The sequence below is a fragment of the Sulfitobacter sp. TCYB15 genome, from assembly GCF_040435955.1.
Lineage (GTDB): Bacteria > Pseudomonadota > Alphaproteobacteria > Rhodobacterales > Rhodobacteraceae > Sulfitobacter > Sulfitobacter pontiacus.
This window is the reverse complement of record NZ_CP159193.1, coordinates 2,911,115-2,923,555: the sequence shown is the minus strand read 5'-3', so window position 1 is coordinate 2,923,555 and position 12,441 is coordinate 2,911,115. Positions and strand designations below refer to the sequence as shown.

The following is a 12,441-nucleotide window of genomic DNA, read 5'->3' as shown; positions in this document are numbered from 1 at the left end:
CAACTCAACGCGATAAAAGGCCCCACGTCATGAAATCCTATCCCAAAGTCTGGTTCCTGCGGCACGGTGAAACCGAATGGAACGCAGAAGGGAGGGTGCAGGGCCAGACCGAATCCGTGCTCTCCGAACGGGGCAGGGTCCATGCGCAGCAGCAGGCCGAGCTGATGGCCCCTATCCTTGCGGATAACCCGCCCTGCATCGTGTCGCCGCTCAAACGCACGCGCCAGACCGCGGATATCGCCCTTGGCGGGCGGGACTACCAGACCGACGATCGTCTGAAAGAGATTTTCGCCGGCGATTGGGAAGGCCACCTGCGCGCCGATATCTTCAAGAACCTGCCCGAAGGCATCACGGCGCAAAGCCCGCATATGGAATTCTATTGCGCCGCCCCCGGTGGCGAAGGCTTTGACGTGTTTCAGGCGCGGGTGAATGCCTTTGTCGACACGCTGACCGAACCCACCGTCGTGGTTGCTCACGGGCTTAGCGGCCAGCTTTTGCGCGGTGCGCTCTGCGGGTTGAGCCGCGCCGAGCTGGGCCAGTTGTCAAACCGGCAGGGCTGCGTCTATGTGCTTGAAAACGGGCAGGAAACGGTGCTGTCGGTTGACTGACACGACCTCGATGATGCCCCCCTGCACCGTGGCCGTCATCGGCTGCGGGTTGATCGGTGCAAGCTGGGCCGCGCTGTTCCAGCACGCAGGCCACACCGTCCGCGCGTGGGACCCTGACACAGGTGCCCGCGACGGTTTCGCCGCCCGCGTCGCGGGCCCCTTGGCGCAACTGCAAGAAATCTCGGCAGGGGCGGCCCCCCAAGGCGCGCTTTCAACCCACGAGAGTTTGCAAGACGCCCTGCAAGACGTGGTGCTGATCCAGGAAAACGCGCCCGAGAACGTGCCGCTCAAACACCAGCTTTACGCACAGATCGAAGGCATCGTCGCGCCGGATGTGATCATTGCCTCCAGCACTTCGGCGCACCCGTGGTCGGATCTTGTGCCGGGGATGCAGCACCCCGACAGGCTGATCACCGCACATCCCTTCAATCCGCCCCATCTGGTGCCGCTGGTCGAAGTCTACGGCCCCGATCCTCAGGTGCTCGACTGGGCCGAAAGGTTCTACCGCAGCCTCGGCTCCGCGCCCGTGCGGCTGAAAAAAGATGCGGTGGGGCATATCGCCAACCGGCTGTCCTCGGCGCTCTGGCGCGAGGCGGTGCATATCGTCGCCGAGGGCATCGCCGATGTCGACGCGGTGGATCAGGCGCTGGTCAACGGCCCGGGGCTGCGCTGGTCGGTGCTGGGGGCGCATATGGCCTATCACCTTGGCGGGGGTGCCGGAGGCATGGCGGGCTATCTGGCCCATCTCGGGCCAAGCCAGCAGAAACGTTGGGATAATCTCGGCGCGCCTACGCTCGACGCCGATACCTGCGCACGTCTGGTCGACGGGGTAAGCATTGAGGCCGCAGGCCGCAGCATCGCCCAGCTAGAGGCCGAACGCGACGCCGCCCTGATCGAACTTGCACAGATGCGCAAACGGCTGGCGGATCGGAAAGCCTGAGGCCACGCGACCCTAGATCGATTTGCGCGCGCGCATCGCGGCAGTGATCGTCCCATCGTCCAGGTAATCAAGTTCCCCGCCGATCGGCACACCCTGGGCCAGAGAGGTCAACCGCACCTGACCCTCAAGCTGGTCCGCGATATAATGCGCCGTGGTCTGCCCGTCGATGGTGGCGTTCAGCGCCAGAATAACCTCCGACACGGCCTCGTCGCGCACACGGTCCATCAGTCGGGGGATGCGCAATTCCTGCGGGCCGATGGCATCCAGCGCCGACAGCGTGCCACCCAGCACATGATAACGCCCCTTGAACACGCCCGACCGTTCCATCGCCCACAGATCGGCAACATCCTCGACCACGCAGATCTCGCCATTGGCGCGTTTCTCCGACGTGCAGATGTCGCAGATATCGGCGGTCCCCACATTGCCGCAGTTGATACATTCGCGCGCCGTCGCCGCCACGGTCTGCATCATATCGGCCAAAGGCGTCAGCAACAGCGCGCGCTTGCGGATCAGATGCAGCACCGCCCGGCGGGCCGAGCGTGGCCCCAATCCGGGCAGCCGCGCCATCAGGTCGATGAGCGCATCAATGTCGCGTGTGCTGCTCATCTGTGGACCCCCATGGCGTTGGTGTGAAAGAGTTTAATGCCTTCGGCGAGGATTTAACCCCATTTGGAAGGATCAGAACGGCAGCTTCATGTCCGCAGGCAGACCCATGCCTTCGGTCAGCTTGCTCATCTCTGACTGGGCGCGGTCGGTGGCTTTGGTCTGCGCGTCCTTGATCGCGGCGAGGATCAGGTCCTCGACGACTTCTTTCTCGTCGCCGTTGAAGATCGACGGATCGATATCCAGCGACTTCAGCTCGCCCTTGGCGGTGCAGGTCGCCTTGACCAGACCGGCACCGGATTCCCCTTCGACGATGATATTGTGCATGTCTTCTTGCAGCTGCGCCATTTTGCCCTGCATCTGCTGTGCCGTTTTCATCATCTTGGCCATGTCACCCATGGCACCCAAACCTTTAAGCATGTGGTCGTCTCCTGTAGCTTTATTTGCTTACGTATATGCGGTCTTTGCCGCCCCCCGACAAGGGGTGCCCCGGCGTGGACAGGTCGCGGGCAGAGCAGGGGCAGGCGGGGTCAGTCGTCCTCGAAAGGGTCCCATTCATCCTCGACCTCGGGCAGCGCTTCGGACACGGCGGCGGCGGCGATTTCCTCGGGCGTGCGGATCGACAGGATCTTGGCCCCCGGAAAGCTCGCCATGACGGCCTGCATCAGCGGGTGGTTTTCCGCCTGCGATTTCAGCGCGTTTTCCTTGGCGTCGCGGACCTCGGCGATGGTTTTGGCGCTGCTGTCGCCCACGATGGTCACGGCCCAGCGGTTGCCGGTCCACAGTTGCAGCCGCGTGCCAAGGCGCTGCGCCAGATCGCGGGGGGCGCTGTCGGTGGGGGTGAATTCGATCCGCCCCGGTTGATAGGCCGCCAGCCGGACCGAGGTCTCGACCTCCACCAACAGTTTCACGTCGCGGTTGCTGCGGATCAGCTCGACCACATGTTCAAACGTCGGGTAATGCGCCAAAGCCTGCGCCACCGCCGGGGCAAGTGCCGCCATCGTCGCGCCCCCCGCTGGCCCGCCCGACATCTGCTGGCTGCCCATAGCGCTGGTCGATCCACCCCCGGCGGGCACGGCGGCCCCGCCCCCCGGACCCTGCGGCGGAGCGGGAGGAGGCGTGGTATTGGCCAGCTTGCGGGCAAGCTCTTCAGGGCTGGGCAGATCGGCGACATGGGTCAGGCGGATCACGGCCATCTCGGCGGCCATCATCGCATTGGGCGCGCTTGCCACCTCGTCCAGCGCTTTCAGCAACATCTGCCACAGACGGGTCAGCACCCGCATCGGCAGGGTTTCCGCCATGGTGACGCCACGGCTGCGTTCCTCGGGCGAGACGGTGGGATCTTCGGCGGCATCGGGGGTGATCTTGACCACCGATACCCAATGGGTGATCTCGGCCAGATCGCGCAGCACGGCCATCGGGTCGGCCCCGTCGGAATACTGGTTGCCCAGCTCGTCCAGCGCGCCGGCCGCATCGCCGCGCAGGATCATATCGAACAGGTCCAGCACCCGCCCGCGATCCGCCAGCCCCAGCATCGCACGCACCTGCACCGCCGTCGTTTCGCCCGCCCCGTGGCTGATCGCCTGATCCAGCAAGGACGTGGCATCGCGCGCCGACCCTTCGGCGGCACGGGTGATCAGCGCCAGCGCATCCTCCGCAATCTCGGCCCCTTCGGCGGTGGCGATCTTGCGCATCAGCGCGATCATCACCTCGGGTTCGATCCGGCGCAAATCAAAGCGTTGGCAGCGCGACAGAACGGTCACGGGCACCTTGCGGATCTCGGTCGTGGCGAAGATGAATTTGACGTGCTCTGGCGGTTCCTCAAGCGTCTTGAGCAGCGCGTTGAACGCGCCGGTCGACAGCATGTGCACCTCGTCGATGATATAGACTTTGTACCGGGCCGAGGCCGCGCGGTAATGCACGCTGTCGATAATCTCGCGGATATTGCCGACACCGGTGTTCGATGCGGCGTCCATCTCCATCACGTCGACATGACGGCCCTCCATGATGGCGACGCAATTTTCGCAGACCCCGCAGGGTTCCGTCGTCGGCCCGCCATTGCCGTCCGGCCCGATGCAGTTCATCCCCTTGGCAATGATCCGCGCCGTCGTCGTTTTACCGGTCCCGCGGATGCCGGTCATGATAAACGCCTGCGCAATGCGGTCCGCCTCGAACGCGTTTTTCAGCGTGCGCACCATCGCGTCCTGCCCGACCAGATCGGCAAAGGTTTCAGGCCGGTATTTGCGGGCCAATACGCGATAGGCAGAGGGTGCTGTCATGACGATCCTGCAAGATTCGATTGAAGCCCTGAACCTAGAGCATCCAAAGGATGCCGCCAACCGCAACCGAGGCAAAGCTGAAAATCACCGCCAGCGTCTTCATCCGCGCATTGGGTTGCGCATTGGCATGGTGGTCGTTCAGCCGGTCCAGCGTCTTGGTCGCCGCATCATGGGCCGCCCAGAAAATATAGACCGCCGCGACGACAAAGATCGTCGCCACGCTTTTCGCGGCCCATGTCGGATCAAAATCACCGAACACCGCCTTAAGCCCGATCGCCACCGCAAGCGACGCCATCCCCGTGCGCATCCATCCTGCAAAGGTGCGCTCGTTCGCCAAAATCGTGCGGTCTTCGGCCCAGTCGGTGCGGTTCTCGGCCAGCTCATTGCTTTTATTCATTGAACTATTGTGCGCGTCGCGCGTTACGCTGACAATAATATTTGACATAACGGGGACAGATTTATGCGGTTGCGCGGCATCAGAAGAAGCAAAAACGTAGAGGTCCGTCGCGGCGGGCGCGGGGGCGGTGCCGGGCGTGCGGGCGGTCTGGGGATCGTCGGCGTTTTGGCGGTGCTGGCGATCGGCTATTTCACCGGCATCGACGTATCGCCCTTGCTGAACGGGGGCGGCGCGCCGCAAACCCAGCAGGGTGCGCCGGTCTCTGACTCTGACGCGCAGGCCACGCAGTTCACCGCCCAGGTGCTGGCCACGACCGAAGATGTCTGGGGCGAGATTTTCCCGCAGCAGTTGGGTCGTGAATATGTGCCGCCAAAGCTCGTTGTCTTTTCCAACGTCACGCAAAGTGCCTGTGGCGGGGCCTCTGGCGCGACGGGGCCGTTCTACTGCCCTGCGGATGAAAAGGCTTATATCGACACGCAATTCTTTGATCTTCTGGCGCAGCGCATGGGGGCAGGCGGGGATTTCGCCGCCGCCTATGTGATTGCCCACGAGGTCGCCCACCACGTCCAGAACGAACTGGGCATCCTGCCCAAGGTCGACGCGCTGCGCCGCCAATCCTCTACCGCCGAGGCGAACGCCCTGACCGTGCGGCTCGAGCTGATGGCCGATTGTTTCTCGGGCATCTGGGCCAAGAACGTCAAAGGTCTGATGGAGCGGGGCGATCTGGACGAGGCATTGAACGCCGCACGCAAGATCGGCGATGATCACCTGCAACGTCAGGCCGGTCGCGTCCCCCAGCCCCACACCTTTACCCACGGCACGTCCGAGCAGCGCTCCAGCTGGTTCCAGCGCGGGTTCGATAGCGGTCAGGTCGGCCAATGCGACACATTCGCGGCAGAGCAGCTGTAACAGCGTTCGATGCCATAACGGAAAAATAATGAGTATAAACAACAGGTTAAGTTACCCATGGGTAACCTGACCTGTTGCCTGTGGCCGTGCCGAAATGCCGATAGCCAACCGCATCGGGGCGCTGCGGGGCAGGGACAACAAGCAATCTATATTATGGCAGGGTGGGGTGCCCCTCTTGGGCCATCCTTTGGATGACCCTGGGGGGCGACGCGTATTTTGCTGCGCAAAATACGCTGGGGTGAGAGGCTGATAACGACCCAAGTGGGTCTCGTTACGGCTGCTTCCTTCCGGATCTGACCGGGTTGGCGAGGCACCTGCCCGCACCAACCTCTCACCGCCCATATAGTATAGGGCCGGATGGGATGCAAGAGAGGCCCAAAGGCGTTTTTTCCTCGGGCGTTTTTAGCGGGCACGGCGCCATGCAGCCTTGGCATCGCGCGGTTTGGCCAATAGGCATGGTGCACGCAAACGGGAGGATACGCATGAAGCACGCCGAAACGGTCACTTTCGGAGGGTCATCGCTTGACCGCGCCGGAGAGGTTCGCGCCGACAAGGAGGCCGTGGCCGCATTGCGCGCCGATGATGCCGCCCGCGCCATTCTGTTCTGGCGGGGCAAGGTCCTGATCAACCCCGCGCGCCCCGCGTCTGTTGTGCGTTTGCCGCTGGATCACCCCGTTCTGGCGGATGCCGGCTCTGCCCCGATCTTGCTGGGGCGCGAAGAGGGGGCCGCGCGGTTTGCCTATGACCTGTCGCCGTGGATGCCCGATGACTTCGACCCGCGCCAGCTGGGGTCTTTCGTCGATCAAAGCGAACAGCGCCACCCGATGTTGCCGCCCGATTATGCTTTCGTCGAAATGCGCCGCGTGATGACGTGGCTCAGCCCGCGTGACGCCGAACTGGCCGCGACCGGCAAGGCCATTCTGGCGTGGCACGAAAATCACGGCTACTGCGCCCGCTGCGGCTTTGAAACCGTGGTGAATGACGCAGGCTGGCAACGCAACTGCCCCGCGTGCCGCGCGTCGCATTTTCCGCGCACCGATCCGGTTGTGATCATGCTGATTACCCACGGCAACTCTGTCCTGATGGGGCGGTCGCCGGGCTGGCCCGAGGGGATGTTCTCGCTTTTGGCGGGGTTTGTCGAACCGGGTGAAACGCTCGAAGCCGCCGTGCGCCGCGAGGTGTTTGAAGAGGCGGGCGTGCAGGTCGGTCAGGTCAGCTATCTTGCCAGTCAGCCTTGGCCGTTTCCCGCATCGCTCATGTTCGGCTGCGCCGGAGAGGCGACAAGCCACGCGATCACCATCGACCCCAAAGAGATCGAAGAGGCCCTTTGGGTGTCGAAAGAGGACATGATGGATGTCTTTGCCGGGCAACACCCCAAGATCAAACCGGCCCGAAAGGGGGCGATTGCGCATTTCCTGCTGGAAAACTGGCTTGCGGATACGCTGGATTAAGGCAACCTTCGGGAAAGACGACGAACAAGGCAGAACATGAAATTTTCCACCAAAGAAGACATCGACGCGCCGATTGATGCGGTATTCGACATGCTGTGCGAATTTGACCAGTTCGAACGCGCCGCCATGCGCCGCGGCGCAGAGGTGCAGCGCGTGGACCGGCTGGCAGAAGCGGGGCCGGGGATGCAGTGGGAAGCTGCCTTTGACATGCGCGGCAAACGACGCGAGCTTCAGGTCGAGATGGACCGTTTTGACCGCCCGACCGAAATGAAGCTGAACACCCGTTCGCAGGGGCTGACCGGCGACATGAGCTTTGATCTCGTCGCCCTGTCACGCAGCCGCACCCGCATCATGGTCGCGCTAGAGCTCAAGCCGCAAAACCTGTCGGCCCGTCTGCTGGTGCAGTCGTTGAAACTGGCCAAGAATTCGCTGACCAAGAAGTTCAAGAAACGCGTCGGCGACTACGCCAAGGACATGGAAGACCGCTACCACAAACCCCGCTAGGGGGTTTGCGGTGATTGCCGCGTTTACTGGCCGTGACGGTCAGGATGCGCGGCGTAGACGCCCAGAATATCGATGAAGTTGGTGAAATGCGCCAACTCCTCCAGCGCGCGGGCGACGGCGGGGTCTTCGGGGTGGCCTTCGATATCGGCATAGAACTGTGTCGCCGTGAACGACCCGCCTGCCATGTAGCTTTCCAGCTTGGTCATGTTGACGCCATTGGTCGCGAAACCGCCCATGGCCTTGTAAAGTGCTGCCGGGATGTTGCGCACCTGAAAGACAAAGGTGGTCAGCATGTTTTCCGCACGGCGGGTCTGGTCCAGCTCGGGCGACATCAGCAAAAAGCGGGTGGTGTTATGGTCCAGATCCTCGATGTCGCGGGCCAGCACCTTGAGCCCGTGAATATCCGCTGCGACCTCGCTTGCCAGCACGCCGATATCGCGTTCCTCCGACACCGCAAGATCCGCCGCAGCCCCTGCGCTGTCCGCCGCTGCCTCTGAGGTGATGCCATGGGCGTCCAGCCAGCTGCGCGCCTGCGGGATCAGCACCATATGCGCGCGCACGTGTTTGATGTCTTCGAGCTTCACGCCGTCATGGGCCATCAGGCTGATGCGCACGCGCACGAAAGCCTCTGCGATGATGCGCAGCCCGCTTTGCGGCAGCAGCCGGTGGATGTCCGCAACCCGCCCGTAGGTCGAGTTTTCGACCGGCAGCATCGCCAGATCGGCGCGGCCTTCGCGCACGGCGCGGATCACCCCTTCGAAGGTCATGCAGGGCACGGGGATCATGTCGGGGCGGGCTTGCAGGCAGGCTTCGTGGCTATAGGCCCCCAAAGCACCTTGAAAAGCGATGCGCGGCGCGGTTTTACTGGTCATCAGGGGCATCCTTCTTCAAGCCGTTGCCAACTATGGCGTTTGGTCGCGGTAACTACACCTTGCCCCGACGAAGGGAAAGCAATAGATACGCCTGCAATACGATGCCCGAATACCAACGATGGACCTTCACGCATGTTCGATACAATGACCGTTACCAAAATCGCTGCCGGCCTGTTTGGCGCTTGGCTTGTCCTTCTGCTTGGCAAATTCGCGGGCGAAGAGCTTTATCATGCCGAAGCGCATGGCGAACAAGGCTATGTCATTGAAGTGGCAGACGCCTCTGGTGGCGGTGAGCCCGCTGAAGAAGTCGATTTCGCTGAAATCATGGCGGCTGCTGATCCGGCCAAGGGTGAAAAGGTTTTCCGCAAATGTTCCGCCTGTCACAAGGTTGAAGATGGTGCGAATGCGGTTGGTCCCTACCTCTACGGTGTTGTCGGGCGTCCGGTTGATTCCGCTGACGGGTATGCGTCCTACTCCGGCGCGCTTGAGAAAGTGGCTGAGACATGGACCCCCGAGAACCTGAACGCCTTCCTGACCAAGCCTGCGGGTTTCGCGCCAGGCACCACGATGGGTTTCGCGGGTCTGCCCAAGATCGAAGACCGGGCGAATGTGATCGCCTATCTCGACAGCCTGGACAACTGATCCACCCCATATCCCGATTGCAAGGCCGCCCCCTCGTGGGCGGCCTTTTGCTGTGAAGTGCCCTGTTTTCAGTCAGGTAACATATTCGCAACTTGTAACTTGGGCGGTCGGGCCGTTAGCGTGTATCCGGCAGTGATCTGCCGCGACGACCCTCGTCTATCGCCTGTTGTTATAAAGGATACGCCCGATGCCCCGGACCCATGCCCGTGCTGACACAAAATCGCAAACCCCCATGCTGCGCGTCGCTGGCGCGGCCTTGCTTGTTTTCGGGGCCGCGATGCTGGGCGGTGCTGCTTGGGGGCAGGATGACGCCGCGCAGGGCAGTGACAAGATCATCACCGCGCATGGCTATTCCTTTTACGGCGATCTGAAATACCCCGCCGATTACACCCATTTCGACTATGTGAACCCCGACGCCCCCAAAGGCGGCGAGATTTCAATCTCTACCCTCGGGACGTTTGATTCGATGAACCCCTATTCGCGCAAGGGTCGTGGCGGCGCGTTGAGCACGGTGATGTATGAAAGCCTGCTCGGCGAGGGCGTCGGCGGAGAGATCGTGCCCGCCGATGTTTACGGCGAAGCCTATTGCCTGCTGTGCGAGAGCCTTGAATACCCCGAGAGCAAGGATTGGGTGGTGTTCCACATGCGCAAGGACGCCAAATTCTCGACCGGCGATCCGGTGACGGCCCATGACATCGCCTTCAGCCACAACCTGCTGCTGGATCAGGGGCTGAAATCCTATGCCGATGCAGTGCGCAAGCTGATCCCCAAGGTCGAGGTGATCGACGATTACACCATCAAGTTCTATTTCAGCCCCGGCGTGTCCCGGCGCAGCCTGATCGAACAGGTCGGCGGCGTGCCCGCGTGGTCGAAGAAATGGTACGAGGAAACCGGCGCGCGGCTCGACGAATCGCGACTGGAAACCTCGCCCGGGTCCGGCCCCTATATGATCGACAGCATCGATGTGAACCGTCGCATCGTCTATAAACGCAACCCCGATTACTGGGGCAAGGACCTGCCGTTCAACGTGGGCCGCAATAATTTCGATAAAATCCGCGTTGAATACTTCGGCGACGAAAATTCCGCGTTCGAGGCCTTCAAGGCGGGTGAATATACCTTCCGCACCGAGGGGAGCTCGAAACAATGGGCGTCGTCCTATGACTTCCCCAAGGTGACCGCAGGGCAGGTGGTCAAAGAGGATATCCCCGACGGGTCGCCCCCCACGCCCTCGGGCATCGTGTTCAACCTTGGCCGCGAGGTCTTGCAGGACAAGCGCGTGCGCGAGGCCGTGGCCCTGGGGTTCAACTTCGAATGGACCAATGAATCGCTGCAATACGGGCTGTTCAAACAGCGGGCGTCGTTTACGCAGGACACGCCCCTGATGGCCACGGGCGCACCCCAAGGGGCGGAACTGGCGCTGCTGGAAAGCCTTGGCGACGTCGTGCCGCCCGAACTGCTGACGGAAGATGCGGTGATGCCGCATACGTCGGATGCGAGCCGCCTGTCGGACCGTCGCAACCTGCGCCGCGCAATGAAGCTGCTGGACGAGGCCGGTTGGGCTGTGGGCGATGATGGAAAACGCTATAATGCGCAGGGCAAACCCTTGCAGTTGCGGTTCTTGCTGAACTCCTCGGGGTCGGCGACGCTGTCGGCGGTGATTGAAAACTTTATGTCGAATTTGCAGAACATGGGCATTGATGCCGTGCTCGAGAAAGTCGACAGTTCCCAATACACGGCCCGCGAACGGGACCGCGATTACGACATGGTCTATGACAGCTATGGGGCGTTTCTGGGCACAGGCACCGGGCTGGAACAACGCTATGGGTCAGAGGCGGCGGCCTATTCGCTGTTCAACCCTGCAGGGCTTGCCAGCCCGCTGGTAGATGCGATTGTGACCGCGTCGCTGGCAGCCGACACGAAAGAGGAAGAGGACGCCAGCCTGATGGCGCTGGATCGGGCACTGCGCTATGAATTTTTCATGATCCCGACCTGGTATAACGACAGTTTCTGGACCGCCTATTACGACCAGTACGAACACCCCGAAACGCAGCCGCCTTACGCTTTGGGCTACCTCGATTTCTGGTGGTACAATGCCGATAAAGCAGACGCCTTGCGCGCTGCGGGCGCACTGAGGTAAACGCCGGCCATGGGCGCATATATTCTTCGACGGCTGTTGCTGATCATACCGACTTTGCTTGGGATCATGCTGATCAACTTTGCACTGGTGCAGTTTGTGCCGGGTGGCCCTGTTGAGCAGGCGATCGCGCGTATTCAGGGCGGTGGTGACGTGTTCGAAGGGTTCTCTGGCGGGGGATCGGATGCGGGGAATGCCGCAGATACCGGCGGCAACGAGAATTACGTTGGTGCACGGGGCCTGCCGCCCGAATTCATCGCAGAGCTTGAGAAAGAGTTCGGCTTTGACAAGCCGCCGGTAGAGCGGTTCGTAAACATGCTGTGGAACTACATGCGGTTCGATTTCGGCGACAGCTACTTCCGGTCGATCAGCGTGATCGAGTTGATTAAGGAAAAGCTGCCGGTGTCCATCACGCTGGGGCTGTGGTCCACGTTGATTGCCTATCTGGTGTCGATCCCCCTTGGCATCCGCAAGGCGGTCAAGGACGGCACGGCCTTTGATACATGGACATCGGGCGCGATTATCGCCGCCTATGCGATCCCGGGCTTTCTGTTCGCGATCCTGCTGCTGGTGCTGTTTGCGGGCGGGTCCTACTGGCAGATATTCCCGCTGCGGGGGCTCACCTCGGATAATTTTGACCAGCTGAGCCCCTTGGGCAAGGTCGCGGATTACTTCTGGCACATCACGCTGCCGGTGCTGGCCTCGACCATCTCGGCCTTTGCGACGCTGACGTTGCTGACCAAGAACAGCTTTCTGGACGAGATCAAGAAGCAATATGTTGTCACGGCGCGGGCCAAGGGGCTATCAGAGCGTAAGGTGTTGTACGGCCACGTATTCCGCAACGCGATGCTGATCGTGATCGCGGGCTTTCCAGCGGTGTTTATCGGTGTGTTCTTTGGCGGCTCGCTGATCATCGAGACGATCTTTAGCCTTGATGGTCTGGGCCGTCTGGGGTTCGAGGCTGCGGTCGCGCGGGATTATCCGATCGTCTTCGGGACGCTGTTCATCTTTGGCCTTATCGGTCTGCTGGTCGGTATCCTGTCTGACCTGATGTATGTGGTCGTCGACCCGCGCATCGACTTTGAGAAACGCGAGGGCTGAA

13 protein-coding genes and 1 other RNA gene are annotated in these 12,441 nt (G+C 61.8%); 8 read left to right on the top strand and 6 right to left on the bottom strand.

Annotated elements, in window-relative coordinates; translation table 11 throughout:
* Positions 1-29 precede the first annotated feature (29 nt).
* Together ABM428_RS14220 and ABM428_RS14215 are read left to right on the top strand one after the other, a co-directional pair.
* Positions 30-608 carry a histidine phosphatase family protein gene (locus tag ABM428_RS14220; RefSeq protein WP_005850056.1) on the top strand — a complete coding sequence of 193 codons (579 nt, stop codon included), beginning with the start codon at positions 30-32 and terminating at the stop codon, positions 606-608.
* Complete coding sequence (locus tag ABM428_RS14215) at positions 601-1,548, top strand: 3-hydroxyacyl-CoA dehydrogenase NAD-binding domain-containing protein (protein WP_353628022.1); 948 nt, start codon at positions 601-603, stop codon at positions 1,546-1,548. The genes ABM428_RS14220 and ABM428_RS14215 overlap by 8 nt, the downstream gene beginning before the upstream one ends.
* A 12-nt stretch (positions 1,549-1,560) precedes the next feature.
* On the opposite strand, the gene recR is transcribed toward ABM428_RS14215, so the two are convergent.
* The 4 genes from recR to ABM428_RS14195 all read right to left on the bottom strand — a co-directional run bounded on the left by recR (position 1,561) and on the right by ABM428_RS14195 (position 4,827).
* Entirely contained in the window at positions 1,561-2,154 is a 594-nt protein-coding gene (gene recR / locus ABM428_RS14210) for a recombination mediator RecR (protein WP_005850052.1), read from the bottom strand.
* A gap of 72 nt (positions 2,155-2,226) precedes the next feature.
* A complete protein-coding gene (locus tag ABM428_RS14205) occupies positions 2,227-2,571 on the bottom strand; it encodes a YbaB/EbfC family nucleoid-associated protein (protein WP_005850050.1) in 345 nt (114 codons plus the stop codon).
* 110 nt (positions 2,572-2,681) lie between these two features.
* Positions 2,682-4,430, bottom strand: a complete 1,749-nt coding sequence (locus ABM428_RS14200) for a DNA polymerase III subunit gamma/tau (RefSeq protein WP_353628021.1) — start codon at positions 4,428-4,430, stop codon at positions 2,682-2,684.
* 34 nt (positions 4,431-4,464) lie between these two features.
* Entirely contained in the window at positions 4,465-4,827 is a 363-nt protein-coding gene (locus ABM428_RS14195) for a DUF202 domain-containing protein (RefSeq protein ID WP_037966831.1), read from the bottom strand.
* Positions 4,828-4,890: 63 nt separating this feature from the next.
* Between ABM428_RS14195 and ABM428_RS14190 the strand changes: the two genes are divergently transcribed.
* Entirely contained in the window at positions 4,891-5,736 is an 846-nt protein-coding gene (locus tag ABM428_RS14190) for a neutral zinc metallopeptidase (protein WP_005850043.1), read from the top strand.
* 236 nt (positions 5,737-5,972) lie between these two features.
* On the opposite strand, the gene ffs is transcribed toward ABM428_RS14190, so the two are convergent.
* Positions 5,973-6,070: signal recognition particle sRNA small type (gene ffs / locus ABM428_RS14185), an RNA gene on the bottom strand.
* A 148-nt stretch (positions 6,071-6,218) separates the two neighbouring features.
* On the opposite strand from ffs, the gene nudC reads away from it, so the two are divergent.
* Positions 6,219-7,187: an NAD(+) diphosphatase gene (nudC, locus tag ABM428_RS14180; RefSeq protein WP_353628020.1), complete on the top strand. Its 969-nt coding sequence runs from the start codon at positions 6,219-6,221 to the stop codon at positions 7,185-7,187.
* A gap of 36 nt (positions 7,188-7,223) precedes the next feature.
* Entirely contained in the window at positions 7,224-7,691 is a 468-nt protein-coding gene (locus tag ABM428_RS14175) for an SRPBCC family protein (protein WP_005850040.1), read from the top strand.
* A gap of 23 nt (positions 7,692-7,714) precedes the next feature.
* Here the strand turns inward: ABM428_RS14175 and ABM428_RS14170 are convergent, their stop codons facing one another.
* Positions 7,715-8,563, bottom strand: a complete 849-nt coding sequence (locus ABM428_RS14170) for a prephenate dehydratase (protein WP_132998170.1) — start codon at positions 8,561-8,563, stop codon at positions 7,715-7,717.
* A gap of 132 nt (positions 8,564-8,695) precedes the next feature.
* Between ABM428_RS14170 and ABM428_RS14165 the strand changes: the two genes are divergently transcribed.
* The 3 genes from ABM428_RS14165 (at position 8,696) to ABM428_RS14155 (ending at position 12,440) form a co-directional block, all read left to right on the top strand.
* Positions 8,696-9,205 (top strand): cytochrome c family protein, encoded by a 510-nt coding sequence (locus ABM428_RS14165; RefSeq protein ID WP_005850037.1) that lies wholly within the window; start codon positions 8,696-8,698, stop codon positions 9,203-9,205.
* Positions 9,206-9,392: 187 nt separating this feature from the next.
* Positions 9,393-11,342 (top strand): extracellular solute-binding protein, encoded by a 1,950-nt coding sequence (locus tag ABM428_RS14160; RefSeq protein ID WP_132998171.1) that lies wholly within the window; start codon positions 9,393-9,395, stop codon positions 11,340-11,342.
* A gap of 9 nt (positions 11,343-11,351) precedes the next feature.
* Positions 11,352-12,440, top strand: coding sequence for a microcin C ABC transporter permease YejB (locus ABM428_RS14155; RefSeq protein ID WP_005850034.1), 1,089 nt, complete (start codon positions 11,352-11,354; stop codon positions 12,438-12,440).
* The last annotated feature ends 1 nt before the right edge of the window (position 12,441 follow it).

Coding starts and splice junctions, on each gene's coding strand:
- ABM428_RS14220 (WP_005850056.1), top strand. CDS start 30: ATGAAATCCTATCCCAAAGTCTGGTTCCTGCGGCACGGTGAAACCGAA.
- recR (WP_005850052.1), bottom strand. CDS start 2,154: ATGAGCAGCACACGCGACATTGATGCGCTCATCGACCTGATGGCGCGG.
- ABM428_RS14205 (WP_005850050.1), bottom strand. CDS start 2,571: ATGCTTAAAGGTTTGGGTGCCATGGGTGACATGGCCAAGATGATGAAA.
- ABM428_RS14200 (WP_353628021.1), bottom strand. CDS start 4,430: ATGACAGCACCCTCTGCCTATCGCGTATTGGCCCGCAAATACCGGCCT.
- ABM428_RS14195 (WP_037966831.1), bottom strand. CDS start 4,827: ATGAATAAAAGCAATGAGCTGGCCGAGAACCGCACCGACTGGGCCGAA.
- ABM428_RS14190 (WP_005850043.1), top strand. CDS start 4,891: ATGCGGTTGCGCGGCATCAGAAGAAGCAAAAACGTAGAGGTCCGTCGC.
- nudC (WP_353628020.1), top strand. CDS start 6,219: ATGAAGCACGCCGAAACGGTCACTTTCGGAGGGTCATCGCTTGACCGC.
- ABM428_RS14175 (WP_005850040.1), top strand. CDS start 7,224: ATGAAATTTTCCACCAAAGAAGACATCGACGCGCCGATTGATGCGGTA.
- ABM428_RS14170 (WP_132998170.1), bottom strand. CDS start 8,563: ATGACCAGTAAAACCGCGCCGCGCATCGCTTTTCAAGGTGCTTTGGGG.
- ABM428_RS14165 (WP_005850037.1), top strand. CDS start 8,696: ATGTTCGATACAATGACCGTTACCAAAATCGCTGCCGGCCTGTTTGGC.
- ABM428_RS14160 (WP_132998171.1), top strand. CDS start 9,393: ATGCCCCGGACCCATGCCCGTGCTGACACAAAATCGCAAACCCCCATG.
- ABM428_RS14155 (WP_005850034.1), top strand. CDS start 11,352: ATGGGCGCATATATTCTTCGACGGCTGTTGCTGATCATACCGACTTTG.